This window comes from Anaeromyxobacter paludicola, from assembly GCF_023169965.1.
Lineage (GTDB): Bacteria > Myxococcota > Myxococcia > Myxococcales > Anaeromyxobacteraceae > Anaeromyxobacter_B > Anaeromyxobacter_B paludicola.
The window spans coordinates 4,444,134-4,466,639 of sequence record NZ_AP025592.1 but is presented as its reverse complement, the minus strand read 5'-3'; the positions used below and the strand labels follow the sequence as shown (position 1 = coordinate 4,466,639).

The window sequence follows — 22,506 nt, the reverse complement described above, 5'->3', positions numbered from 1 at the left end:
CGAATGATCCGGATCTCCCACGCATCGAAGCGGTACTCCGGCGGCCTCGTCCTCGCGCTCGACCGCGTGGATCTCCAGGTCGCGAAGGGCGAGTTCCTCGCGCTCCTCGGCCCGAGCGGCTGCGGGAAATCGACGCTCCTCCACGCGATCGCCGGGCTCGTCCCGGTGAACGGCACGATCGCGGTGAGCGGCGCGCGGGTGGAAGGCCCCGGCCTCGAGCGCGCGATCGTCTTCCAGGACTACGCCCTCTTCCCCTGGCGCACGGTGCTCGACAACGTGGCCTTCGGCCTCGAGGTCCGCGGCGTACCGGCCCGCGACCGCGCGCAGCGCGCCCGGGAGCACCTCGCGCTCGTCGGCCTCGAGGAGTTCGCGGAGCGCTACCCGGCGCAGCTCTCTGGCGGCATGAAGCAGCGCGTCGCCATCGCCCGCGCGCTCGCGTGCGACCCGGACGTGCTGCTCCTCGACGAGCCGTTCGCGGCCCTCGACGCGCAGACGCGCGAGACGCTCCAGGCCGAGCTCCTCGGGATCTGGGAGCGCACAGGCAAGACGATCGTCTTCGTGACGCACGCCATCGAGGAGGCGGTCTTCCTCGCGCAGCGGGTCGCGGTGTTCACCGCCCGGCCCGGGCGCATCAAGGAGATAGTCCCCGTGGACCTGCCGCCAGACCGGGCCGGGCGCGACGTGCGCGGGACGCCCGAGTTCGCCGCGATACGCCACCGGCTCTGGGTGAGCCTGTCCGACGAGGTGCGCCGCGCGAGCCAGGAGCAGCGCGCCCACCCGGGCGCGCCCGCGCCGGGCGACGTTCGCCCGGGCATCCTGGGCGCGCTTCACCGGGTCCTGCGCCGGGGGCTCGCGTGAGGACGCTCGCCCTCCGCCTGTCCGCCGCGCTCGCGGTCCTCGCCCTGTGGGAGGCGCTCCCCCGTCTCGGGATCGTGAACCCGAGCTTCCTCACGCCGGCGTCCGAGGTGCTCGCGGTCCTCCGTGACCTCGCGACGAGCGGCGAGCTCGCCCGGCACGCCGCCGTGAGCCTTCGCCGCATCGCCGCCGGGCTCGCCGCCGCGATCGCCCTCGGCGTGCCGGTGGGCCTCGCGCTCGGCTCGTCCCGCACGTTCGAGCACGCCTTCGACGGCCCCTTGCAGGCCGGGCGCCAGGTGTCGGCGATCGCGCTCTTCCCGGTGTTCATCCTCTTCTTCGGCATCGGCGAGCTCTCGAAGGTCGTCATCATCTTCTGGGCCTCGATCTGGCCGGTGCTGCTGAACACCGTCGCCGGCGTGAAGGGCGTCGATCCGGTGCTGGTGAAGTCCGCGCGCTCGATGAGCGCCCGTGGCTGGAGCCTCTTCCGCAAGGTCATCCTGCCGGCGGCGGCGCCGTCCATCTTCACCGGGGTCCGGCTCGGCGCGGCATACGCGTTCATGGTGCTCGTGGCGGCCGAGATGATCGGCGCCAACGCCGGCCTGGGCTTCCTGGTCCTGAACTCGCAGGAGACGTTCGCGATCCCGCGGATGTACGCCGCCATCGTCGCGCTCGCCACGTTCGGGCTCGCGGTGAACGGCCTGCTCCGGGTCGCCGAGCGTCACACCACGTCCTGGCGCGACGCCGCCGGGAGCTGACACGCCCGGCGCGCGACGCCGGGCCTCGACGCGCCTCCGCCGAGGCGCCACAAGACTGGAGGGATCGTGAACAAGCTGCTCGCGCTCGTCCTGCTCGCCGCCGGCCCGTCGCTCGCCGCCGCGGAGACGTTCAAGGTGAAGTACCCCAACATCCAGTGGTTCGACCCGGTCTACGTCGCCGACGAGAAGGGCTGGTTCAAGGAGGAGGGGCTCGAGATCCAGTGGGTCGGCGAGGTCCCCGCCGCCCAGCTCGTCCCGGCGGTCGCCGCCGGCTCGGTGGACTTCGCGAACCGGCACACGCCGCTCGTCCTCACCGCGAACGCGGGCGGCGCGAAGCTGAAGATCGTCGCCGCCGGCGCGCGGACCACGCCGGAGCGGCCGCACATGAAGTACCTCGCGCTCCCGGACAGCCCGATCCGCTCGGTGAAGGACTTCAAGGGGAAGAAGATCGCCATCAACAGCTTCGGCGCGTGCTCCGAGTACGTGCTGAAGGAGCACCTCCGCCGGAACGGCCTCGATCGAGACGTGCAGTTCGTCGTGATCCCGGATCCGAACCAGGAGCAGGCGCTGAAGCAGAAGCTCATCGACGTGAGCGTCGTGCACTCGCCCTTCTACGAGAAGGTCACGAAGACCGGCGAGGCGCGCGAGCTCTTCAACGACTCCGTCGTCGATGACGGGCTCTCGGGGATGCTGCCGTACTTCACGAACGAGAAGTTCCTCGCCGCGCACCCCGACATCGTCCGCAAGTTCGTGAAGGTGCTGGTGCGCGCCGCGGACTGGACGAATGCCCACCACGACGAGGCGGGCCAGATCTTCGCGAAGCGCCGCGGCCTCGATCCGCGCTACGCCGGGAGCTGGGAGTACTACGAGCACGGCCTCGTCCCGGGCGACGCGCAGGTGCAGTGGTGGATCGACCTCCTCGTCCGCGAGGGCAAGCTGAAGCGGGGCCAGATCCAGGCGAAGGACGTCTACACGAACGCGTACAATCCGTACGCGGTCGCCGCGCGGCGCTGACCATGCGCTCCGCTCGCGCCGGCCACCGGGCGGCGCGCGTCCTCCTCGCCTTCCTCGTGGCATGCTCGGCCGCGCGCGCCGCCGCATCCTGCTGCGTGTTCGAGGACCCGCTCGTCGCGATCTCCGACGCCTCCGCCCGCGGAGGCGATCTCCGCGTCGGCCTCGACGTGGAGACGCTCTCCTCACGCGCCGCGATGGCCGGGATGGGGCACCTGGAGGAGGTCCGGCAGCGCACGCTCCGCCTCACCGCGAGCTACGGCCTGCTCGACCGCGTGAACGTCGTCCTCGCCGTGCCGTTCGCCTCGCGGGAGTGGAACGCCGAGAACGTCTCGTCCCACGCGACCGGCCTGGGCGACCTCGAGGCGGGCGTCCGCGTCGCGGTCTGGCGCCGGGTTGACTTCGTCCCCCACCCGACGCTCTGGGGCGTGCCGCGCGCCCAGGCGCTCGCGCTGTCCGCTGGCACGAGCCTGCCCACCGGCGAGAGTGACCTCCGCCGAGGCGGCGTGCGGCTCGACGAGCACGCGCAGCTCGGCACCGGCGGGTACGGGCCGTACCTGGGCGCGCTCTACCGACTCCAGCAGGATCCGTGGGAGCTCGTCGCGTCCGCGAGCGCACGCGTCCGCACCGTGAACGCACACGGCTACCAGTACGCACGCGGCCTCCTCGCCGGCGCCGAGGTCCAGCGCCGCGTCGGCGAGCGCTTCTCGTTGGGCGGGGGCCTCGACGTGCGGTGGGCGAGCGCGGACCGGCAGGATGGCGTCGCCGTGGAGAACAGCGGTGGGGTGCTCCTCTCCGGGATCGTGAGCGCGTCCGTGCGCATCACGGACCGCGCGTCGCTCCGGCTGCGCGCCGCGGCGCCCATCGCGTCCCGGCTGGATGGCGACCAGCGCCCGCAGCTCTCTACTTCCGCCGGCGTACAGCTCGACCTGTGACGTGCCCCCCGGCCGTCCTCTCGCAGCGCCCCGGCTGGCGGGCGCCGGACGCTTCCTGGTGCGCCGGGCGGTCGCCACGGCTAGCACCTCATCGTCTGGTATCCCCTGCTTCACGCCGAAACGGAGGACGACCCGATGGCCCAGAACACGATCTTCCTCTGGTACGACAAGGACGCCGAGGCCGCGGCCCGCTTCTACACCCAGACCTTCCCGGACAGCGCCATGGGTCGAATCGTCCGCGCGCCTGGCGACTACCCGAGCGGCAAGAGGGGCGACGTGCTGGTGGTCGAGTTCACCCTGGTCGGGGTGCACTGCGCCGGCCTGAACGGCGGGCCCGCGTTCGAGCACGACCAGGCGTTCTCGTTCCAGATCGCGACCGACGATCAGGCGGAGACCGATCGCTACTGGAACGCGATCGTCGGCAACGGCGGCGAGGAGAGCGCGTGCGGCTGGTGCAAGGACCGGTGGGGCCTCTACTGGCAGATCACGCCGCGGATCCTGACCGAGGCGCTCGCGGCCGGGGGCGAGGAGGCGCGGCGCGCCTTCGAGGCGATGATGCCGATGAAGAAGATCGACGTCGCCGCCATCGAGGCGGCGCGGCGCGGCTGAAGCGCTCACGTCCCCCGGTCTCCGCCAGGCGGACCCGCCTGGCGCGCGAGGCCCGGGGCTGCCCGCTGCGCGACGATGCTCTCCGCCGCGGCCACGACGGCCTCGTGCGGGTCGCGCGCCGTCCAGCCGAGCACGCGGCGCGCCTTCTCGTTCGAGGTCCTCTTCGCGTACCCGAGATCGGGGGCGATCGCCCGGAACCGCGCGGAGAAGAGCGCGCCGAGCCGCACCACGAGATCCGGGATCGCGCGCGTCGGCACGCGCTTCGCCGCCTCGCCGAGCTCCGCGCGGATGGTCGCGCCGATCTCCTTCATCGCGATCGCCGGCCCGTTCGAGAGCAGGAACCGCTCGCCGGCGGCGCCGGCGGCCTTCATCGCGAGGACGTGCGCGGCGGCCACGTCTCGCACGTCGACGATCGGGATGAACAGGCGCGGGAACCCGGGCATCTTGCCGTCCAGCATCATCGCGACGATGTGGTTCGCGCCGGAGATGTCCCTCCCCATGACCGGCCCCATCACGGCGACGGGGAGCATCGTGGCGAGCTCCATCGTTCCGCCCTCCCTCGCCATGAAGTCCCACGCCGCGCGCTCGGCGAGGGTCTTGCTCCTGCCGTAGGCATCGACCCCGGGGCCGTCGAGGACGGTCCAGTCCTCCTCGGCGAAGGTGTGGTCGCCGTGCGGATGCCCCCAGCTCACGGCATGGAACGCGGACGTGAGCACCACCCGCTTCACGCCCGCGTCGCGCGCCGCCCGCAGCACGCGCAGCGTCCCCTCGCGGGCGGGGACGATCAGGTCGTCCGGGTCCTCGACGTGCCCGGGCCGGACCGGGGAGGCCACGTGGAGCACGAAGTCGATGCCGGCCACGGCCTCGTCCCAGCCATCGTCGCGGGTGAGGTCCGCCGGGGCGAAGCGGAGGTGGTCACCGTTCACCAGGCCCGCCTCGTCGAGCACCGCGCGCACGGCGCCCTCCTTCGCGAGGGCTCGCACGGTGGTGCGGACGAGATGGCCCTGCTCGAGCAGCTGCAGGATGCAGTGCCCGGCGATGAACCCGGATCCGCCGGTCACGAGGACGCGGGCGGGGGTGACGTGGGAGGCTCCTTCGTGGCTCATGCTCGCTCCTCGTCCTCGACGTCGCGAGGACGGCGCTTCGGGGTGGGTGTCCTCAGGCCCGGCCCTGCTGCGCGCGCCAGCGCAGCGGCGTGGTCCGCTCCCAGGCGCGGAAGGCCCGGGCGAACGAGTTCGGCTCGACGAAGCCGAGCAGCATCGAGATGGCGACCGGGTCGAGCTCGGTGTTGGCGAGCAGCCGCGTCGCCGTGGTGCGCCTCACGGTGGCGAGCTGCTCGTGGAAGCTGGTCCCGCTTCCCTCGAGCCGGCGCTGGAGCGTCCTTGCGCTGGCCGCGAGCCGGCGCGCCACGCCCGCGAGGCTGGCCCGGCGCCCTTCGCTGAGCTGCCTGGCGATCGCCACCCGCACCTCGCCGACCAGGGCGGGGAACCCCTCCCCGGAGCGGAGCCGCCTCTCGAGCCCCGCGACGATGCGCGCGAAGGCGCCTCCGTCGGCGGTCACGAACGGCACGTCGAGCGCGCCGCGCTCGAACACCAGCGCGTCGTGCGGCGCGGCGAAGACGACGGGACAGCCGAAGTGGCGCTGCAGGAGCGCGCGATCCCTGGGCCGTCGCGCCAGCTCGAGTCGCACCGGCTGGACGCGACCCGCCGTCCCGCGCGACGCCAGCTCGCGCAGCGCGGCGGTGGTCGTGTCCACGAGCAGCCGCGGCACCTCGCGCGTCGCCTGGAGCCAGCGGTAGCGCACGATCGCGTCGTCGCCTTCGAGCTCCAGCTCCACGCGCTCGGGGCAGGTCAGCCGCTTGTAGCGCGCGAGGGCCGCGACGGCGCCGCGGAGGTCGGGCGCGTGCAGCGCGACCGTCGAGCCCACCCCGTAGCCGCGGGCGAGCCCTTCCGCCCCGAGGCGGAGCCCCGCGGCCGGGTCGCCGATCAGGTCCTCCGCCGCCGCCCAGAGGCGGAAGAACTCGTCCGTGCGGAACGCCGCCGACGGCGCCACGCCGGCCCGCTCGCACAGGCGCTCCAGGGAGGGGATGCCCGCCCGCGCGAAGACGCGCGGCGAGATCGCGAACGTGTCGGGTGCCGACATGCCGCGATGATAGGCAGCGCGGGCGCCGCCCAACAAATCCGATCACGCCAAACGTACGCGGGTCCGCTTCCCGCGCTCGGCGGGAGGCCGGCCCGTCGGCGCGGTCACGACGCCGGGCTGCGCCGGCCACGGCCCGCCGCCCGAGCCGTGCGAGGCGCCCGCCGCGCCGCCGCTCCCTGCTCCGCGACGACCCCGCGGAGCTCGCCGAGCGCCGCGCGAAGGTGGTGCGCGAAGTCGCGGCGCCCCGCGTCCTCGAGCCAGCGCTCGAACCCGACCTTGAAGATGGCGATGCCCGCCTCGGCGGTCAGGCTGGCGCCCGGCTCGCGCACGCCCCGGGCCCGGAGCGCCGCGGCGATCGCCGCGCCGAGGGAGGTGAGCTTCATCACCTCGCGCTCGCGGAGCTCGGCGTTGGCCTGGATGAGCGCGTGGCGCACGCGCGCCCCCTCGCGCCGCTCCTCGAAGACCGCGCCGGCGGCGGCGAGCGCGGCGACCACGGCCTCGAGCGGCGCAGCGTCGGCCGGGGCGGCTGCGATGCCCTCCACGATCGAGCGCTCGAGGAGGGGGGCTCCCCAGAAGAGCACCTCCCGCTTGTCGGCGAAGTAGCGGAAGAAGGTGCGCTCGGTGAGCCCGGCGCGGGCGGCGATCTCCGCGACCGTGGTCTCGGCGAAGCCGTGCTCCCGGTAGAGGTTCATCGCGGCCTGCTCCAGGCGGCCCCGGGCGTCTCCCTGCCATCGACCCATGCGGTCATCCTAGCTGATTGCAGTCCCTGACATCGCCTGTTATACCGATGACAGCAACTGACATCAGCCGCACTTCGGGAGGTCACATGCGTGTCTTCGTCACCGGCGCGTCCGGGTTCATCGGCTCCGCCGTGGTTCCGCAGCTCCTGTCGGCGGGCCACCAGGTCCTGGGGCTCGCCCGCTCCGACGGCTCGGCCCAGGGCGTGGCGGCGATGGGCGCCGCGGTGCACCGGGGCGACCTGAACGACCTCGAGAGCCTGCGGGCGGGAGCGGCCCAGTGCGAGGGCGTCGTCCACCTGGGGTTCATCCACGACTTCGACCACTTCGCGGCCTCGGTCGAGACGGATCGGCGGGCGATCGAGGCCATGGGCGCGGTCCTCGAGGGCTCGGGCCGGCCCCTCGTGATCGCCTCGGGGACCGCGGGGTTGGCGCCGGGCCGGGTCGCGACCGAGGACACCCCCTTCGCGCCCGGCACGCACCCCCGCTTCGCGACGGCGGTCGCGGCCCTCGGGCTCGCAGAGCGCGGCGTGCGGGTGTCGATCCTGCGCCTCCCGCCCACCGTCCACGGCCCCGGCGATCGCCACGGCTTCGTGCGGAGGCTCGTCGAGATCGCCCGCGCGAAGGGCGCCTCGGGCTACGTCGGCGATGGGTCGAACCGGTGGAACGCGGTCCACCGGCTCGATGCCGCGCGCCTCTTCGTGCTCGCGGTCGAGAAGGCCGCCCCGGGCTCGATCCTCCACGCGGTCGCGGACGAGGGCGTGCCGGCCCGCACCATCGCGGAGCTCATCGGCGAGAAGCTCGGCCTGCCGGCGGTCTCGATCCCGCCCGACGGCGCGGCGGCCCACTTCGGCTGGCTCGGGATGTTCTTCGCGATCGACCAGCCGGCCTCGAGCGCGCTCACCCGCGAGCGCATGGGCTGGACGCCGACCCACCCCGGGTTGGTCGAGGACCTCGAGGCGGGCCACTACTTCGACTGAGCGCGCCCCACGTCGGGGGACCGGCCGAGCCCCGCGTCGAACCCCCAGGTCAGGCCGGCCCGCAGCTCGGTCGCCGAGACGCCGCCCTCGCGCGCGACGCGGAGCCCGGCGTCGAGCGAGACGCCGTCCCGCAGGCGCCAGATCGCGCCGGCGAGGCCGGAGACGACGGTCGGCTCGTCGCGCTCGCCCTGCACGCGCACCTCCGCAACCGGGCGGAGCGCCCAGGCGTCGTGCACCTCGAAGATGGCGCCGCCCGCGAGGCCGGGCCGGTGCGCGCGCGTCCACGTGGCGGCGCCGTTCAGGTGGACGGTGAGCTCGGGCCAGCGCCGGGAGGCGATGACCGCCAGCTCGGCGCCGACGCCCCCGTCCGTCGCGGGCAGCAGCGCGCTCAGCTCCGACGCGACGCTCACGCCGGCCTGCTCCTGCAGGCTCCCCTCCCGCAGCACGGTCTTGAAGGAGAGCGCGACGTCGTCCACCCGGGAGCGAGGCCCGTCGATCCGGTCGCCGAGCTGGATCACCTGGCGGCCCTCGAGCACGAGCTCGGCCCGCCCGGTGACCCCGAGGTTCAGCACCGCGCTCGGCGCCACCAGCGTCCGGCTCGGGCCGTCCTTCTCGAACCCCACGGGCCCGAGCTCGAGCTCCACCTCCCCCTTCGCCGCGACCGCGGCGTCGGTACCGTCGAACGGCCGGTAGGCGAGCGCGGGGAGCGGGCAGAGGACCACCACCGCGAGGGCTGCCGGGAGCAGCCCTCGCGGGAACAGGCCGGAGACCCCGCTCATCCCTAGCGCGCCTTCACCTGGACCGGGAGGGTGGCGCGAGAGATCTCGCGCTGGTCGCCCTGGAAGCCGCGATCGTTGTAGCGGTTCAGGTCGTACGTCATCACCGCCTCGACCGTGTAGCTGCCGCCCTCGACGTCGGGCGCCCAGGTGAGCACCCGCTCCTCGCCGGCGCGGATGGGCGCCTCGTGCGGTCCCTGCTCGTCGGCCTGCGTCGCGGCGATCCGGTCCGGGCGCGCCGCGTCCTCCTTCAGGAACGCGCGGTCGTCGGGGCGCGGGCCGTACCAGGGCGCGATGAGCCACTCGCGCGACGCCACCTGCTCCCCCTTCGCGTCGAGCGCCCGGGCCACGAGCCAGATGCCACGCCGGTTCGAGCCGGTGGGCACCGAGTGACCGGCGCCGACGTTGACGAGGTGCAGCTCGACATCGGACCGGTCCGCCCGCGGCTGGACGAGCACCATCGAGAGCGCGCTCCCGAGCCGCTGGCCGGAGTGGCCGCCGGTCCAGAGGTGCCGCGCGACCGCGCGCACGGGGCCGGCCCCGTCCTCGGCCACCTTCCGCAGCGTGCGCGGCATGTGGCAGTCCTGGCACTGCTGCTTCCCGAGCCCGGGCTTGAAGAAGTCCTCACGCCACTCGAGGTAGGTCTGCGTCTGCTTGCCGGCGACGCGCTTCCCCATCGCGTGGCAGTAGGCGCACATCTCCGAGCTCTGCATCCGCTCGTCGGCGACCGTCTGGTGCGGCGCCTGCACCGCGTGCGGACCGCGGATCCGGCCGTCGGTCCCGAGGTGGCAGGCAGCGCAGGTGATGCCCTCGCCCTGCGCCTCGGCGCGCGGCGCGGGCTTCGCGATCTCGGCGGTGGCGCGGTCGGGGATCGAGAACGGCTGCGGGAAGTGGCACACGTTGCACTTCTTCCCCTCCTCCTCCGCCTCGCGCGCGTGGACCGGCCAGGGATCGACGCCGGCCGCGGCGTGCGCGCTCGCCGACACGGAGGTGCCGGCGGGCAGCTGGAGCACCGGGTCGCCCTTCGCGCGGAGCGTCTGGCCGGGGTACCTCATGTCGCTCCCGAAGCCGCCCGCGTACTCGCGATGGATCGCCTGGTGACAGGCGCCGCACTCGGCCGAGGGCGTGGCGGTGCCCTTCGGGAAGTCCTTCGACGGCGTGATCTTCTCGGCCAGCGTGGGGACCGGCGGCGGGGTGGGCTTCTGCTGCGGCGCCTGCGCGGCGGCGCTCGACGCGGCGAGGAGCGCGGCCACGGCGGCGGTCAAGGCTCGGTGTTGCATGCGGGGGCTCTCCGGGTTCGGCGAGTGGTGGCGTCCATCGATCGACGGCCGAGAGCATGCCCGCACCTCGCGCGGACGCGTCCTGACGTCTTCCTGACGCCCCCGTCAGGATCGGGCGCGGGGCGCGCGCTATACTTCGCGTCGTGCCCGGCGACGCCCGATCCAGGATCCTCATCGTGGAGGACGAGGCCAAGGTGGCGCGAGCGCTCGCCGACGGGCTCGCGGCGGAGCGCTTCGAGACGCGCGTCGCGGCCACCGGCGAGGAGGGGTTCTTCCTCGTCACCGGCGAGGCGTTCGACCTCGTGCTGCTCGACCTCATGCTCCCGAACCGCGGCGGCCTCGAGATCCTGGCGGCGCTGCGCGCGCGCGGCCTGCGGACGCCGGTGCTGGTCCTCACCGCCAAGGACACCGTGGAGGACCGCGTGGCCGGGCTCGACGCCGGCGCGGACGACTACCTCGTGAAGCCGTTCGCGTTCCCGGAGCTCCTCGCGCGCATCCGGGCGCTGCTCCGCCGCGGGCGGCTGGACCCGGCCGCGAAGCTCCGCCACGACGACCTCGCGCTCGACCCCCTGCGCCGCGCGGCGTCCCGCGGCGGCGCGCCGCTCGAGCTCACGGCGAAGGAGTTCGAGATCCTCGAGTACCTGCTCCGGCACCAGGGCCGCGTGGTGTCGCGCGAGATGCTGGCGCGCGACGTCTGGAAGGTCACCGCGCGCGCGACGCCGCTCGACAACGTGATCGACGTGACCATCGCGCGGCTGCGGCGGAAGGTGGACGACCCGTTCCCGCGAAAGCTCGTCCACACCATCCGCGGGGTGGGGTTCCTGCTCGGCGGCGAGCCGTGAAGCTGCGCCCGGGCAGCGTCCGCACGCGCCTCGCGCTCTGGCACGCGGGCGCCCTCACTCTCATCGTCTGCGGCTTCTCCGCGGCCGTGTTCCTGATCGCCCGCGCGCAGCTCCTCCGCGACCTCGACGCCAGCCTGGCCCGGGACGTGGCGACCATCGAGCGGACCTACCGGCAGGCCGACTACGACCTAATCGAGGTGGAGACCCGGGCCGGGGTCGAGCTGTTCGAGGTGACCCGCGACGGGCGCGTGCTCTACCGGACCGCGGGCTGGAGCCGGCTCGAGCTCGACCCGGCGGCGTCCGCCGGCGCGGGGCCGGCCACCTGGCGGACGGCGGACGGGCGCTCGTATCGGGTCGCGACCCGCTCGTGGGACGGGCTGCGGATCTCCGCCGCGGTGGACGACTCGGCGACCCGGAGCGCGCTGGACCGGCTCGCGCTCATCCTCGCGCTCGGCATCCCGTGCGCGGCCCTGGCCGCGCTCGGCGGCGGGCTCGTGCTCGCGGGCCGGGTGCTCGCGCCGGTGGGCGCGATGGCGAAGCACGCCCGGCGCATCAGCGCGGAGTCCCTCGACGACCGACTGCCGGTGGAGGATCCTCGCGACGAGTTCGGCCGGCTCGCCAGCGTGTTCAACGACACGCTCGGCCGCATCCAGGACGCCTTCGAGCGCCAGCGCCGGTTCACCGCCGACGCGTCCCACGAGCTGCGCACCCCGCTCACCGCGATGCGCAGCGTCGGCGAGGTGGCCCTCCAGCGAGGGCACGGCGCCGCGGACTACCGCGAGGTGATCGGCAGCATGCTCGAGGAGGCGGACCGGCTGACCGCGCTCGTGGAGGGGCTGCTCACGCTGGCCCGGGCCGACTCGGGCCGGATCCCCGCCACCCGCGAGCGGGTGGACCTCGGCGCGCTCGCGAGCGGGGTGGTGGAGCACCTCCGGGTCCTCGCCGAGGAGAAGGGTCAGGCGCTGACGCTCGACTGCCCCGCCGGCGTCGCCGCGCGCTGCGATCCGGCGCTCGTCCGTCAGGCGCTCGTGAACCTCCTCGACAACGCGATCAAGTACACGCCGGCCGGGGGCGCCATCCGGGTCGGCGCGGCGCTCCTGCCGTCGGGCGAGGCGGGGCTCCAGGTGAAGGACGACGGCCCGGGGATCGCCGCCGCCCACCTCGAGCGGATCTTCGACCGCTTCTATCGCGTGGACCCCGCGCGCTCGAAGCAGGAGGGCGGCATCGGCCTCGGGCTCGCGATCGCGCGCTCCGTGGCCCTCGCGGGCGGCGGGCGCATCGAGGTGGAGAGCGCGCCGGGGAGCGGGAGCCTCTTCCGCGTCGTGCTGCCCGCGGCGTGAGGGCGAGCAGGTCCGCCTCGCGGGCCGTTGATGTCCGTCCCGTCGAGGGACCCCCACGCGCCGCTTGCCCGCGCCCCCCCGTCCGGCTATTCGGGACGCGTGGATCGTGCCCGCTAGCGCCTGAGTCGCCGCGTGTCCCCGCCGAACGGCAGGTGACGCGCCCGTCCGGAACCCGCCCCGCCCACCGTGGGGCGCGGTTCCCGTTCGTCACTCGCGCTCTCGAGGTACGTCGTGGTCCATCCCGAGCTCATCGGCTTCGGTCCCTTCTTCTCTTCCCAGCTCTCGCTGGAGGAGCTCCAGTCCTCCCTCGTCGGTCGCGCGGTCGCGGATCGCGGCCGCGGCCTCCTCGTCCTGTTCCCGGACGGCGCCCACCCGGTCGTCCTCCCGGGCCGGCTGCGCGCCGAGGGCGTGCTCCCGGTGGTGGGCGACTTCGTCGTCGCGACCCCCGGGCCCGATCGCACCGTCACGCGCGTCCTCGAGCGCCGCACCTGGCTCTCCCGGAACGTCGCCGGCAGCGCCACGGCGGAGCAGGTGCTCGCCGCCAACGTGGACGTCGTCTTCGTCGTGCAGGGGCTCGACGAGGGCCCGAGCCCGCGCCGCCTGGAGCGGACGCTCGCCGCGGTGCACGCGGGCGGCGCGGAGCCGGTGATCGTCCTCACCAGCCCGACCGGACCGAGGACCTCGCCGGCGCGCTCGACCTGGCCCGCGCCGCCGCGCCCGCCGCCGCGGTCGAGGTCGCGTCCGGGCTCACGGGCGAGGGGGTCGCCGCGCTCGCGGCCCGCCTGAGCCCGGGCCGGACCGGCGTCCTCGTGGGCCCCTCCGGCGCGGGGAAGTCCACGCTCACCAACGCGCTCCTCGGCCGGGCGGCGCAGCGCACCGCGCCGGTGCGGGCCTCCGACGAACGCGGCGTCCACACGACCTCGGGCCGCGAGCTCTTCCCGCTCCCCGGCGGCGGTGCGCTGGTGGACGGTCCGGGGATCCGCGAGCTGCGGCTCTGGGACGCGAGCGGGCTCGACGCCACGTTCGAGGACCTCTCCGCGCTCGCGGCGCGCTGCCGGTTCCGGGACTGCTCGCACGGGGCCGAGCCGGGGTGCGCCGTCCGGGAGGCGATCGCGGGCGGCCGCATCGACCCGGCGCGCGTCGAGAGCCACCGCAAGCTCGCGCTCGAGCTCGCGCGGCAGGCGAAGCGGCGCGAGGGGGGCGCGGCGCGGGCGGAGCGCGAGCGGTGGAAGGCGGTGTCGAAGGAGCTGCGCCGGCTCTCGCGCGAGCGGCGGCGCTGAGCCGTGCCATCCGCCTTCGCTCACAGCAGCTACGGTGGGCTTGCGCGGCCGGACGTGGCCGACTATGACTGAGTACCTACTCACGCACCGACCGCCGATGGCCCGCCCGCTCAGCGACGAAAAGCGCAGCGCCCTCCTCGACGCCGCGATCGACCTCTTCTCCGAGAACGGGATCGACGCGACGCCGACGGCGGCCATCTCGAAGGCGGCGGGCGTCGCCGAGGGCTCGCTCTTCACCTACTTCCGCTCCAAGGACGGCCTCGTCAACGCCCTCTATCTCGAGCTCAAGGCCGAGCTCGCGCAGGTGCTCATGCAGGGGCTCCCGCGCCAGGGCTCGATCGCCAAGAAGCTGGAGCACCTCTGGAATCGCCACCTCGCGTGGTGCACCGGATCCCCGAAGAAGCTGCGGACCCTCGAACGGCTGCTCCTCTCGAATCGCCTGGACGACACATCGAGAGCGCAAGGCGCCGAGCCCTTCCGCGAGCTCGACGACGCCGTGCAGCGGGCGGTGGACGACGGGACCCTGCGCGACCTCTCCCTGCCCTACCTCCACCAGGTCTTCCAGGCCATGGTCACGGCCACGCTGCAGATGATCGCGAGCGACCCCGCCCGTGCCGCGAGCTACCGCCGGGAAGGGTTCGAGATGCTCTGGAACGCCGTCCGCCGGTGAGTTTTTTTTTCGAGCAACGAATGAGTGCGCACTCACGCAACCAGGAGGTAACCACATGAACCGCTGGAGCTTCGCCGACATCCCGGACCAGACCGGTCGCACCGCCCTCGTCACCGGCGCGAACACCGGCATCGGGCTCGAGACCGCCCGCATGCTCGCGCTGAAGGGCGCGCGCGTGGTGCTCGCCTGTCGCAACCTCGACAAGGGAAGGGCCGCGCTCGAGCTCATCCAATCGGAGGAGCGGCCCCGCGGCGGCGCGACGATCGCCGCCCTCGACCTGTCGGATCTCGGCTCGGTGGCGGATTTCGCTGCGACCTTCGCCGCCTCGCACGAGCGGCTCGACCTCCTCATCGCGAACGCGGGGATCATGGTGCCGCCGCTCGGGCGCACCAGGCAGGGCTTCGAGCTGCAGCTCGGCACGAACCACCTCGGCCACTTCGCGCTGGTGGGGCGCCTGCTCCCGCTCGTGCTGCGCACGGCCGGCGCGCGGGTCGTCGTCGTCTCCAGCACTGCGCAGAACTTCGGCCGGATCGACCGGAGCGACCTGAACTGGGAGCGCCGTCCCTACCGGCCGTGGGCCGCCTACGGCCAGAGCAAGCTCGCGAACCAGCTCTTCGCGCTCGAGCTGCACCGCCGGCTGTCGGCGACCGGGTCTCGGGTGCGCGTCACCTCCGCCCACCCCGGCTACACGGCCACCGATCTGCAGCGCACGTCTCTTGCGCGCCTGTTCAACCCGATCTTCGGCATGAAGCCGCCGGACGGTGCGCTCCCGACGCTCCGGGCAGCGACCGATCCTTCCGCGGCGAGCGGCAGCTACTGGGGCCCGCGAGGCCTCTTCGAGCTGAGCGGACCGCCCGCCCCGGCGCGGATCTCCGCGCGCGCGCTGGACCCCTCGACCGCGGCGTGGCTCTGGGAAGAGAGCGAGAAGCTCACCGGGGTCTCGTTCGGGCTCGCGCCGACTGCCGCGTGACGCGCGGTCGTCTCTCGCTGGGAGCTCCGGGACGAGCTTGTGATCCCGTCCGCATGGATCGATGACTTCGTGCCCACGGACCTGTAGGCTCGAACCATCTCGAAGGGGGCAGCGACCGTGAACACGAGCAACGACATCCCGAACACTGGTGGCCTCGAGGCCGTCCTGCAGCGCATGGTGGTCGCGCTGCGGGAGGGGCGCGCGCCCACCGTCGCCCCGGAGGAGATCCCGTGCTTCGCGCCGGCGGCGCTGGCGGACGATCCGGTGATCACGCCGGAGTCGCTCGGGACCGTGCTGGTCTCCCTCGGACGTGAGGATGTGCCGACGCTCGAGCGCGCCCTCGCGGCCATGAAGGCCGACGAGCGCGCCTGGCTCGGCTTCAAGCTCGTGACCGATCCCGCCGCGGCCCTCGACAGCGAGGACACCGACGTGGTGGGCGTGCGCGGCAAGGGGATGGGCAGCGCCGACGCGCGGCCCGGGGTCTTCCTGGTGCTGAACCCCACCGGCCAGCGCGAGGACGCGGAGCTCGTCTTCTCGCGCCCCCCGAGCTCGCGCGACAGGTTCCAGATGTTCGACGTGACCCGCGGCCCCCAGGTGCACGACCAGCAGTACGCCGGGGTGGCGTGGCGGTCGGTCCCGCTCTTCCGCCGCTCCCGGGTCTTCATCCTGGGCGCGGGGACGGTCAGCGTGGAGCTCGAGCGGCTCGCCCACGGGGTCGATTTCGAGACCATCGTGGTGGACCAGGACCGAGCCTACCTCACCCCGGAGCGCTTCCCGCTCTCCCACCGCGTGCTCATCGAGAGCTTCGACGCCATCCCCCACCTCGGCGTCACCGCCGACGACTACGTCTGCGTGCTCACCCGGGGTCACATGCACGATCCGCAGGCGCTCCTGTACGGCGTCCGGTCGGGCGCGCACTACGTGGGCATGATGGGGTGCGCCGAGAAGAACGAGCGGGTCTTCCAGCTCGCGCAGGCCTCCGGCGTGGAGCGGGCTGCGCTCGAGGCCACCCACACGCCCATCGGCCTCAAGTTCGGGGCGAAGACCCCGGCCGAGCTGGCGATGTCCATCACCGCCGAGCTCATCCAGGTCCGGCACGCGCGGCGCAAGGCGCGCCGCTGAGGCGGGTGGCGCCCGCCCCGGGGAGGCCCGCCCCGGGCCGCGCCTTCACTTCCGCTTCGAAGGCGTCCGCTTCCTCTTGCGGGTCGCGGGCTCCCAGATGACCGCCTCGACGTTGTTCCCGTCGGGATCGAACGCGAACGCCGCGTAGGCGGCGTAGCCTTCGCGCGGCCCGGGCGCGCCGTTGTCCTTCCCGCCCGCCTTGAGCGCCGCGGCGTGGAACCGGTCGATGGCGGCCCGCGTCCTCGCGAGGAACGCGAGGTGCGTCGGCGTCCCGGCCTCACCGGCGGTCACCCAGAAGTCGTGCCGCCCGGCCTCGTCCTTGAAGCCGAAGGCGTCGCCGTACTTCAGGTCGCAGACGTACCCGAGCGGCTTCAGTGCGCGCTCGTAGAACTTGCGGCTCGCCTTCGGATCGCTACACCGCAGGCTCACGTGCTCGATCATGTCGTCCCCCCTGCCCTGCCCTGCTTCAGTCCTTCAGCGTCGCGTCGCCGTACGACGGCTTCCCCTTGGGCCGATACGTCAGGATCGCGAGGCCGGTCGCCGTGGTGCGCGAGGCCGCGAGCGCGAACGCCGCCGGGACGGTGCCCTCCCCGAAGAGCCGCTTGCCGCTGCCGAGCGTGAGCGGCGCCACCACGAGGTGGAGCTCGTCCACCAGCCCCTCGCGCAGCAGCGTCTGGGCGAGGCCGGGGCTCCCGTGGACCTGGAGCTCGCCCGCGCCGAGCTCGCGCTTCAGGCGCGGGACGTCGGCGGCCGCGTCTCGCACGAGGGTCGTGCCGCTCCAGCCGGCGCGCGCCAGGGTCCGGGACGCGACGTACTTGGGGAGCCGGTTGAGCGGGCCCGCCACCGGGTCGTCCGGATCGGTGATCCGCGGCCAGTGCGAGGCGAAGATCTCGTAGGTCCCGCGCCCCAGGAGGAAGGCCCCGGCGCGCGCGAAGACGCCCACGATGAACTCGCCGAAGCCCGGATCGGCGAGCGGCATGAACCAGCCGCCGTGCGCGAAGCCGCCCGAGGTGTCCTCCTTCGGGCCGCCGGGCGCCTGCATCACGCCGTCGAGGGTCACGAAGGAGGTCATCGAGAGCCTGGCCATCGGGGGTCTCCTCGGGGTGTGCCCGGTGCTGCCGGGATATAGGGCCTCAGTCCCCTCCCCGCTCGAACCCGTTCAGCACCCCCAGGACGTTGCCCCCGATGTCGGCCACCGCGTAGCCGCCCTCCTGGACGATCACGGTCGGCAGCCGCAGCGACGCCAGCCGCGCGCCGAGGAGCGGAAAGTGCTCGGCCCCGAGCGCGATGGGGCTGATGGGATCGCCGGCGAAGGTGTCCACGCCGAGCGACACGACCAGGGCGCCGGCGCCGAACCGGCCGACCGCCTCGAGCGCCTCCTCGAGCGCGGCGGCGTACTCGGGCCACCGCGCGTCGCGCGGCAGGGGGAGGTTGCGGGTGAAGCCCTCCCCGGCGCCGGCCCCGCGCTCGTCGGCCCAGCCGAGGAAGTACGGGTAGTCGGTCTCGGGCGTGCCGTGGAGCGAGACGTAGAGCACGTCGGCCCGCTCCCAGAAGATCTCCTGGGTGCCGTTGCCGTGGTGCGCGTCCACGTCGAGCACCGCCACCCGGGCGAGGCCGAGTTCCCGGAGCCGCTGCGCCGCCAGCGCGGCGTTGTTGAGGAAGCAGTAGCCGCCGTAGACGGCGTGGCCGGCGTGGTGCCCGGGGGGCCGGCAGAGGGCGTAGGCGCTCGGGGCCCCCTCGGCCACGAGCTCGGCCGCCGTCACGGCGCAGCCGGCCGCCGCGAGCGCGGCGTCCCAGGTGCCCTCCACGATCGGCGTCCCCGGGTCGAAGCAGTAGAAGCCCATCCTGCCGTTGAGGCCCGCTGGCACGCGGTCCTGGCGCAGGCCGCGCGCGGGGAAGGCGCTCGGGATCATGAACCCCTCCTTGCCGGCGGCGCGCCACTCGGCGTGCGCGGTCCGCAGGAAGTCCACGAAGCCGGCGTCGTGCACGCCGAGGAGCTCCTGCGCGGAGAGGGCCCTGGGCTCGCTCACCTCGAACCCGGCGCGCCGCACCGCCTCGAGGATGAGCTCCGCTCGCGCCGGCGACTCGAAGCAGGGCACGAGCTCGCCGCGGTGGAGCTCCTTCCCGCCCTGGTGGCGGGCGTGCAGCGGGGAATGGACGACTCTCATGGCGTCAAGCCTCCACGGCGGCCGGCACCTGCGCGGCCCGCTCCTTGGCCCGCAGCACGAGCACCGTCCCCGCGAGCACCAGCACGAGGCCGCCCACCGCCGCGGCGCTCCACTGGTAACCCTCGAAGAGGGTCGAGGCGACCATGGCCACCACCGGGATCACCGCCGCGGTGTAGCCGGCGCGCCCGGCGCCGATGCGCTGCAGGAGCGTGAGGTAGGAGATGAAGGCCACCACCGAGCCGAGCAGCGCCAGGTAGAGGAGCGACAGCACGTACGCGGGGCGCCAGTCGAAGGCCAGGGGCACGCCGCGCACCAGGCACCAGGCGAGGACCTGGAGCGACGCGTAGGCCATGGCCCAGGCGGTCCCCGGGACCACGCCGACGCCGCGAGCGAAGAGCCGCTGCGACCAGAGGTTGCCGCCGGAGGCGACCATGGTGCCGAGCGTGGCGTAGACGATCCCGAGCCCCTGACCGGCGCCGGTTCGCAGGCTCGTCACCTCCGGGAAGAAGAGGAGCCCCACCCCGATCACGCCGAGCGCCGCGCCTCCCACCACCGCGCGAGGCGCGGGCGTGCCGAAGAAGACGCGGGCGCCGAGCAGGTTCCAGAAGACGATGAAGGCGAAGAGCACCGCCACGAGGCCGGAGGTGAGCGAGCCCTCGGCGAGGTAGACGAGCACGTAGTTGAGGCCGAAGAGGAGGAGGCCGAGGAGCGCCAGGTGCAGGTGCTCGCGCGCCCGGAAGCGGAGCGGGATCCCCCGCAGCGCGCACCAGCCGAAGAGGAGGAGCGCCGCGAGCGCGAAGCGCCAGGCCACCGACGCCTCGGGCGCTACCACGCCGAGCTGGAACTTGATGACCAGCCAGGTCGTCCCCCAGATGAACGAGGGAATGGTGAAGAGCAGCAGCGCGGAGGGCGGCGCGGGGCGGGGGGAAGGCATGGGGGCGGACACGATAGCGCGCCGCCGGGCGAGTGGGGGACTTCTACGTATCCCGAGCGCCGGTGAGGCTATCCCGGCAACGTCTCCCCACCCTGCCTTCGCGGCAGCTCGAGGACGTACGCGGTCCCCGCCCGCGTCCGCACCCGGGCCAGGTGGCCGCCGTGCTGCCGCGCGATCCGGAGCGCGGCGAGGATGCGCAGGGTGCCGACGGCGTCGTCCGCGCCGTCGGGCTGCACGCCGTGCTCGAAGCAGGTCACGAGCTGATCGCCCCGCTCGAGCGGGCGCGGGTACTGGACGCGCAGCGCCACGACGCCCTCGTGCTCCCGCCACCGCACCGAGACGAGGTCGGTCTCGCGGGTCCGCTTGAGCGCGTCCTCGAGCAGGATGGTCACGGCGTAGGTGACGCGGCGCGGGTCCCACTCGCCGGCGCCCTCGCGGCCGGCCTCGGGATCGGGCGCGTACGCGATGAGGCGGTTCGGGAACCTCGCCGCGACGTCGTCGAGGGCGCTGCGGCACACGGCGGCGAGCGTCGTCTCGCGCAGGTCGAGCGGGAACTCCTCTTGACCGCCAGGGAGGGAGGCGCCCGGCCGCCGCCCTGCGGTCCCCGCGGCGCGGCCGCGGTCGCTCGTCTGCATCCCGTGCTCCATCTCGCTCGCCTCGATCACGTCGTCTCCCGTCTCGCGTTCGGTCTCTTCTCGGCCGGGAACCGGCCCGTGTAGGTGAATGCGGGACGAGGTGCGAACATTCCAGGGGACGCGCCGGACCCGTCCGGGCCGTCCAGCTCAGGCCCCCTCGCCCTCCAGCGGCGACGCCCCGACGACGCGGCCGTCCACGAGGTGCACCCGCCAGACGGCGCCGTTCCGGACGACCGGCGGCGCCGGGAGCGCGCCGCCGCCGAGCGCGGCGAACAGGAACGCCCGCATCACGCCCCCGTGCGTGACGAGCAGGGCCGGCGCGTCGAGCGCCTCGCAGGCGCGGTGGATCGCCGGGACCACGCGCGCGAGCAGGTCCTCGATGGACTCCCCGCCGGGCGGCGCCACGCGGGGATCCGAGGCGTGGCGCGCCCAGTGCTCCGGGTACCTCGCCTCGCACTCTCCGCGGGTGAGCCCCTCCCAGCGGCCGTAGGCGCGCTCGCGCAGGTCGGGATCCACGAGCCCCACCTCGAGCCCGAGCGCCTCGCCCACGATCTCGGCCGTGCCGCGCGCGCGGCAGAGGTCGCTCGACGCGATGGCGCGGACGCGGTGGGCGCGCAGCCGCTCCGCGAGCGCCCGCGCCTGCGCCCGGCCCGTCGCGTTGAGCGGCACGTCGGTGTGCCCCTGCCAGCGACCGCAGGCGTTCCAGTCGGTCTCGCCGTGGCGGACGAGGAGGAGGTGTCGCTCCGGCGACGGGGACGGCATCACGCCACCCTCGCGCCCCGCGCCGCGAGCAGCTCCCGCAGCACGGATCGGTGGCAGCGGGCCTCGTCGGCGCAGTAGCACCCGACCGCGAAGTCGGCGGTCCGCGAGAGCGCGGCGAGGAGGTCGAGCGTGCGGCTCGCCTCGGGGCGCGCCATCTCCGCGCGGAACCGCCTCACGAACGCCGCCCAGTCGCGCTCCGTCCGCGCGGCCTGGGCGAGCTTCATGGTCGGGACGCTGGGGGCGAGGTTCGGGTACCAGACGTCGTACCAGTCGTCCTTCGCGAAGCGCGCCGCCGGCACCCCGCGCGGCGGCCGGCGCACGGTGCCGATCCGCAGCCCCTCCCCCGGGGACCGGGGCGTTCCGAGGCGGACGATGCGAACTCCCATGGCTCCCCCCTGTTTCGCGGGCGCGTCGCCGGCGCGGGCCTCGCGGCGGCTCTCCCCTCTAGGTAGACGATCCGGGCGCCTGCCGACAACCGGTACACGGTAAGCTCCGGGCGAAGGAGCCCGGCCACCCATGAGAGCAGTGATCTACGACGCGTTCTCCGCCCCTCCCCGCCTCGCCGAGGTCCCGGATCCGGTCCCGGAGCCCCACGGCGTCGTCGTGAGGGTCATGGCCACCGGCGTCTGCCGGAGCGACTGGCACGGCTGGAAGGGGCACGATCCCGACATCCGCCTCCCGCACGTCCCCGGCCACGAGCTCGCCGGCGTGATCGAGGCGACCGGCCGGGAGGTGCGGCGGTGGAAGGCCGGGGACCGCGTCACGGTCCCGTTCGTCTGCGGCTGCGGCGAGTGCCCGGAGTGCCGCACCGGCAACCACCAGGTCTGCGAGGCGCAGTTCCAGCCCGGCTTCACGCACTGGGGCTCCTTCGCCGAGTACGTCTCGATCCACCGCGCCGACGTGAACCTGGTGCGGCTGCCCGACTCCCTCGACTTCGCCACCGCCGCCAGCCTGGGCTGCCGGTTCGTCACCTCGTTCCGGGCCGTGGTGGACCAGGCGCGGACCACCGCCGGGGAGTGGGTGGCGGTCCACGGCTGCGGCGGGGTCGGCCTCTCGGCGGTCCAGATCGCGAGCGCGCTCGGCGCCAGCGTGGTCGCCGTGGACATCTCGGAGGAGAAGCTCCGGCTCGCCCGCGACCTCGGGGCCGTCGCGACCGTGAACGCGACCGCCGTCCCGAGCGTCGTCGAGCGCGTCCGCGAGCTGACCGGGGGCGGCGCCCACGTCTCGATCGACGCCCTGGGGCACCCCGCCACCTGCTTCGACTCCATCAGCAACCTGCGCCGGCGCGGCCGTCACGTGCAGGTGGGGCTGATGCTCGCGGAGCAGGCCAGGCCGGCCATCCCGATGGACAGGGTCATCGCGTACGAGCTCGAGCTCCGGGGCAGCCACGGGATGCAGGCGCACCGCTACGACGCCATGCTGGCGATGATCGCGTCGGGGAAGCTCGCGCCCGGAAAGCTGGTCGGGCGGACCATCGGCCTCGAGGAGTCGATCGAGGCGCTCACGACCATGGACCGCTTCGAGGGCTCGGGCGTCACCGTCGTCACCCGCTTCTGATCGTCCCGGCCAGCGCGGACGCCCCGCTCACCCGCCCACCCTCGCGCGCCAGGGAGCCGTCCTCTCCGGGCCTAGAGCGTCACCAGCTCGTACCCCTCCCGCACGAACGGCTCGATCCCGGCGTGGCCGCCCAGGTCTCGCAAGAG

The 22,506-nt window shown here is 74.1% G+C and carries 26 protein-coding genes; 14 read left to right on the top strand and 12 right to left on the bottom strand.

What is annotated here, in order from left to right; genetic code table 11:
* The first annotated feature begins 3 nt into the window (after nucleotides 1–3).
* The 5 genes from AMPC_RS19860 to AMPC_RS19840 all read left to right on the top strand — a co-directional run bounded on the left by AMPC_RS19860 (nucleotide 4) and on the right by AMPC_RS19840 (nucleotide 4,165).
* Entirely contained in the window at nucleotides 4–858 is an 855-nt protein-coding gene (locus AMPC_RS19860; RefSeq protein ID WP_248343320.1) for an ABC transporter ATP-binding protein, read from the top strand.
* The gene (locus AMPC_RS19855) at nucleotides 855–1,610 is read left to right on the top strand and encodes an ABC transporter permease (RefSeq protein WP_248343319.1); all 756 of its coding nucleotides are present in this window, start codon (nucleotides 855–857) and stop codon (nucleotides 1,608–1,610) included. The genes AMPC_RS19860 and AMPC_RS19855 overlap by 4 nt, the downstream gene beginning before the upstream one ends.
* A 66-nt stretch (nucleotides 1,611–1,676) precedes the next feature.
* Nucleotides 1,677–2,624, top strand: a complete 948-nt coding sequence (locus AMPC_RS19850; protein WP_248343318.1) for an ABC transporter substrate-binding protein — start codon at nucleotides 1,677–1,679, stop codon at nucleotides 2,622–2,624.
* Nucleotides 2,625–2,626: 2 nt separating this feature from the next.
* Nucleotides 2,627–3,556, top strand: coding sequence for a hypothetical protein (locus AMPC_RS19845; protein WP_248343317.1), 930 nt, complete (start codon nucleotides 2,627–2,629; stop codon nucleotides 3,554–3,556).
* Nucleotides 3,557–3,691: 135 nt separating this feature from the next.
* Nucleotides 3,692–4,165 carry a VOC family protein gene (locus tag AMPC_RS19840; RefSeq protein ID WP_248343316.1) on the top strand — a complete coding sequence of 158 codons (474 nt, stop codon included), beginning with the start codon at nucleotides 3,692–3,694 and terminating at the stop codon, nucleotides 4,163–4,165.
* Nucleotides 4,166–4,170: 5 nt separating this feature from the next.
* Here the strand turns inward: AMPC_RS19840 and AMPC_RS19835 are convergent, their stop codons facing one another.
* The 3 genes from AMPC_RS19835 to AMPC_RS19825 form a co-directional block, all read right to left on the bottom strand.
* Nucleotides 4,171–5,271, bottom strand: coding sequence for an SDR family oxidoreductase (locus AMPC_RS19835; RefSeq protein WP_248343315.1), 1,101 nt, complete (start codon nucleotides 5,269–5,271; stop codon nucleotides 4,171–4,173).
* A gap of 52 nt (nucleotides 5,272–5,323) precedes the next feature.
* Nucleotides 5,324–6,307: an AraC family transcriptional regulator gene (locus AMPC_RS19830; RefSeq protein ID WP_248343314.1), complete on the bottom strand. Its 984-nt coding sequence runs from the start codon at nucleotides 6,305–6,307 to the stop codon at nucleotides 5,324–5,326.
* A 104-nt stretch (nucleotides 6,308–6,411) separates the two neighbouring features.
* Nucleotides 6,412–7,047 (bottom strand): TetR/AcrR family transcriptional regulator, encoded by a 636-nt coding sequence (locus AMPC_RS19825; protein ID WP_248343312.1) that lies wholly within the window; start codon nucleotides 7,045–7,047, stop codon nucleotides 6,412–6,414.
* 86 nt (nucleotides 7,048–7,133) lie between these two features.
* On the opposite strand from AMPC_RS19825, the gene AMPC_RS19820 reads away from it, so the two are divergent.
* Entirely contained in the window at nucleotides 7,134–8,024 is an 891-nt protein-coding gene (locus AMPC_RS19820; RefSeq protein WP_248343311.1) for an SDR family oxidoreductase, read from the top strand.
* Here AMPC_RS19820 and AMPC_RS19815 read toward each other — a convergent pair.
* Both AMPC_RS19815 and AMPC_RS19810 read right to left on the bottom strand, forming a co-directional pair.
* Nucleotides 8,012–8,803 carry a hypothetical protein gene (locus tag AMPC_RS19815; RefSeq protein WP_248343310.1) on the bottom strand — a complete coding sequence of 264 codons (792 nt, stop codon included), beginning with the start codon at nucleotides 8,801–8,803 and terminating at the stop codon, nucleotides 8,012–8,014. The genes AMPC_RS19820 and AMPC_RS19815 overlap by 13 nt on opposite strands.
* Nucleotides 8,804–8,805: 2 nt before the next feature.
* Nucleotides 8,806–10,080: a hypothetical protein gene (locus AMPC_RS19810; protein ID WP_248343309.1), complete on the bottom strand. Its 1,275-nt coding sequence runs from the start codon at nucleotides 10,078–10,080 to the stop codon at nucleotides 8,806–8,808.
* Between the two features lie 143 nt (nucleotides 10,081–10,223).
* Here AMPC_RS19810 and AMPC_RS19805 point away from each other — a divergent pair, with 143 nt between their 5' ends.
* The 7 genes from AMPC_RS19805 (at nucleotide 10,224) to AMPC_RS19775 (ending at nucleotide 16,304) form a co-directional block, all read left to right on the top strand.
* Nucleotides 10,224–10,922, top strand: coding sequence for a response regulator transcription factor (locus AMPC_RS19805; protein WP_248343308.1), 699 nt, complete (start codon nucleotides 10,224–10,226; stop codon nucleotides 10,920–10,922).
* Nucleotides 10,919–12,262 carry an ATP-binding protein gene (locus AMPC_RS19800; RefSeq protein WP_248343306.1) on the top strand — a complete coding sequence of 448 codons (1,344 nt, stop codon included), beginning with the start codon at nucleotides 10,919–10,921 and terminating at the stop codon, nucleotides 12,260–12,262. Before AMPC_RS19805 ends, AMPC_RS19800 begins: the two co-directional genes overlap by 4 nt.
* Before the next feature lie 231 nt (nucleotides 12,263–12,493).
* Nucleotides 12,494–13,048, top strand: coding sequence for a GTPase RsgA (gene rsgA, locus AMPC_RS19795; RefSeq protein ID WP_248346421.1), 555 nt, complete (start codon nucleotides 12,494–12,496; stop codon nucleotides 13,046–13,048).
* The gene (gene rsgA / locus AMPC_RS19790) at nucleotides 12,961–13,542 is read left to right on the top strand and encodes a ribosome small subunit-dependent GTPase A (RefSeq protein ID WP_248346366.1); all 582 of its coding nucleotides are present in this window, start codon (nucleotides 12,961–12,963) and stop codon (nucleotides 13,540–13,542) included. The genes rsgA (AMPC_RS19795) and rsgA (AMPC_RS19790) overlap by 88 nt, the downstream gene beginning before the upstream one ends.
* A gap of 97 nt (nucleotides 13,543–13,639) precedes the next feature.
* The gene (locus AMPC_RS19785; RefSeq protein WP_248343304.1) at nucleotides 13,640–14,212 is read left to right on the top strand and encodes a TetR/AcrR family transcriptional regulator; all 573 of its coding nucleotides are present in this window, start codon (nucleotides 13,640–13,642) and stop codon (nucleotides 14,210–14,212) included.
* A gap of 55 nt (nucleotides 14,213–14,267) precedes the next feature.
* A complete protein-coding gene (locus AMPC_RS19780) occupies nucleotides 14,268–15,182 on the top strand; it encodes an oxidoreductase (protein WP_248343302.1) in 915 nt (304 codons plus the stop codon).
* 117 nt (nucleotides 15,183–15,299) lie between these two features.
* Nucleotides 15,300–16,304, top strand: coding sequence for an XdhC family protein (locus AMPC_RS19775; RefSeq protein WP_248343301.1), 1,005 nt, complete (start codon nucleotides 15,300–15,302; stop codon nucleotides 16,302–16,304).
* Between the two features lie 45 nt (nucleotides 16,305–16,349).
* Here the strand turns inward: AMPC_RS19775 and AMPC_RS19770 are convergent, their stop codons facing one another.
* From AMPC_RS19770 to AMPC_RS19740, 7 genes are all read right to left on the bottom strand, one after another.
* A complete protein-coding gene (locus AMPC_RS19770) occupies nucleotides 16,350–16,745 on the bottom strand; it encodes a VOC family protein (protein WP_248343300.1) in 396 nt (131 codons plus the stop codon).
* A 25-nt stretch (nucleotides 16,746–16,770) separates the two neighbouring features.
* Nucleotides 16,771–17,391 carry a dihydrofolate reductase family protein gene (locus AMPC_RS19765; protein ID WP_248343299.1) on the bottom strand — a complete coding sequence of 207 codons (621 nt, stop codon included), beginning with the start codon at nucleotides 17,389–17,391 and terminating at the stop codon, nucleotides 16,771–16,773.
* A gap of 46 nt (nucleotides 17,392–17,437) precedes the next feature.
* On the bottom strand, nucleotides 17,438–18,472 hold the full coding sequence (locus AMPC_RS19760; RefSeq protein WP_248343297.1) for a histone deacetylase family protein: 1,035 nt from the start codon (nucleotides 18,470–18,472) through the stop codon (nucleotides 17,438–17,440).
* 4 nt (nucleotides 18,473–18,476) lie between these two features.
* Complete coding sequence (locus AMPC_RS19755; protein ID WP_248343295.1) at nucleotides 18,477–19,406, bottom strand: DMT family transporter; 930 nt, start codon at nucleotides 19,404–19,406, stop codon at nucleotides 18,477–18,479.
* Between the two features lie 68 nt (nucleotides 19,407–19,474).
* The gene (locus AMPC_RS19750) at nucleotides 19,475–20,071 is read right to left on the bottom strand and encodes a histidine kinase (RefSeq protein ID WP_248343293.1); all 597 of its coding nucleotides are present in this window, start codon (nucleotides 20,069–20,071) and stop codon (nucleotides 19,475–19,477) included.
* A 117-nt stretch (nucleotides 20,072–20,188) separates the two neighbouring features.
* The gene (locus AMPC_RS19745) at nucleotides 20,189–20,803 is read right to left on the bottom strand and encodes a histidine phosphatase family protein (protein ID WP_248343292.1); all 615 of its coding nucleotides are present in this window, start codon (nucleotides 20,801–20,803) and stop codon (nucleotides 20,189–20,191) included.
* Nucleotides 20,803–21,189 carry a DUF488 domain-containing protein gene (locus tag AMPC_RS19740; protein WP_248343290.1) on the bottom strand — a complete coding sequence of 129 codons (387 nt, stop codon included), beginning with the start codon at nucleotides 21,187–21,189 and terminating at the stop codon, nucleotides 20,803–20,805. The genes AMPC_RS19745 and AMPC_RS19740 overlap by 1 nt, the downstream gene beginning before the upstream one ends.
* Nucleotides 21,190–21,319: 130 nt before the next feature.
* On the opposite strand from AMPC_RS19740, the gene AMPC_RS19735 reads away from it, so the two are divergent.
* Entirely contained in the window at nucleotides 21,320–22,360 is a 1,041-nt protein-coding gene (locus AMPC_RS19735; protein ID WP_248343289.1) for a zinc-dependent alcohol dehydrogenase family protein, read from the top strand.
* Nucleotides 22,361–22,506: the final 146 nt, after the last annotated feature.

Excerpts from the sequence above, each read along its gene's own strand:
- AMPC_RS19840 (WP_248343316.1), top strand. The coding sequence starts at position 3,692 with ATGGCCCAGAACACGATCTTCCTCTGGTACGACAAGGACGCCGAGGCC.
- AMPC_RS19845 (WP_248343317.1), top strand. The coding sequence starts at position 2,627 with ATGCGCTCCGCTCGCGCCGGCCACCGGGCGGCGCGCGTCCTCCTCGCC.
- AMPC_RS19765 (WP_248343299.1), bottom strand. The coding sequence starts at position 17,391 with ATGGCCAGGCTCTCGATGACCTCCTTCGTGACCCTCGACGGCGTGATG.
- AMPC_RS19735 (WP_248343289.1), top strand. The coding sequence starts at position 21,320 with ATGAGAGCAGTGATCTACGACGCGTTCTCCGCCCCTCCCCGCCTCGCC.
- AMPC_RS19830 (WP_248343314.1), bottom strand. The coding sequence starts at position 6,307 with ATGTCGGCACCCGACACGTTCGCGATCTCGCCGCGCGTCTTCGCGCGG.
- AMPC_RS19825 (WP_248343312.1), bottom strand. The coding sequence starts at position 7,047 with ATGGGTCGATGGCAGGGAGACGCCCGGGGCCGCCTGGAGCAGGCCGCG.
- AMPC_RS19860 (WP_248343320.1), top strand. The coding sequence starts at position 4 with ATGATCCGGATCTCCCACGCATCGAAGCGGTACTCCGGCGGCCTCGTC.
- AMPC_RS19745 (WP_248343292.1), bottom strand. The coding sequence starts at position 20,803 with ATGCCGTCCCCGTCGCCGGAGCGACACCTCCTCCTCGTCCGCCACGGC.
- AMPC_RS19780 (WP_248343302.1), top strand. The coding sequence starts at position 14,268 with ATGAACCGCTGGAGCTTCGCCGACATCCCGGACCAGACCGGTCGCACC.
- AMPC_RS19760 (WP_248343297.1), bottom strand. The coding sequence starts at position 18,472 with ATGAGAGTCGTCCATTCCCCGCTGCACGCCCGCCACCAGGGCGGGAAG.
- AMPC_RS19820 (WP_248343311.1), top strand. The coding sequence starts at position 7,134 with ATGCGTGTCTTCGTCACCGGCGCGTCCGGGTTCATCGGCTCCGCCGTG.
- AMPC_RS19770 (WP_248343300.1), bottom strand. The coding sequence starts at position 16,745 with ATGATCGAGCACGTGAGCCTGCGGTGTAGCGATCCGAAGGCGAGCCGC.
- AMPC_RS19835 (WP_248343315.1), bottom strand. The coding sequence starts at position 5,271 with ATGAGCCACGAAGGAGCCTCCCACGTCACCCCCGCCCGCGTCCTCGTG.
- AMPC_RS19815 (WP_248343310.1), bottom strand. The coding sequence starts at position 8,803 with ATGAGCGGGGTCTCCGGCCTGTTCCCGCGAGGGCTGCTCCCGGCAGCC.
- AMPC_RS19755 (WP_248343295.1), bottom strand. The coding sequence starts at position 19,406 with ATGCCTTCCCCCCGCCCCGCGCCGCCCTCCGCGCTGCTGCTCTTCACC.
- AMPC_RS19810 (WP_248343309.1), bottom strand. The coding sequence starts at position 10,080 with ATGCAACACCGAGCCTTGACCGCCGCCGTGGCCGCGCTCCTCGCCGCG.
- AMPC_RS19740 (WP_248343290.1), bottom strand. The coding sequence starts at position 21,189 with ATGGGAGTTCGCATCGTCCGCCTCGGAACGCCCCGGTCCCCGGGGGAG.
- AMPC_RS19785 (WP_248343304.1), top strand. The coding sequence starts at position 13,640 with ATGGCCCGCCCGCTCAGCGACGAAAAGCGCAGCGCCCTCCTCGACGCC.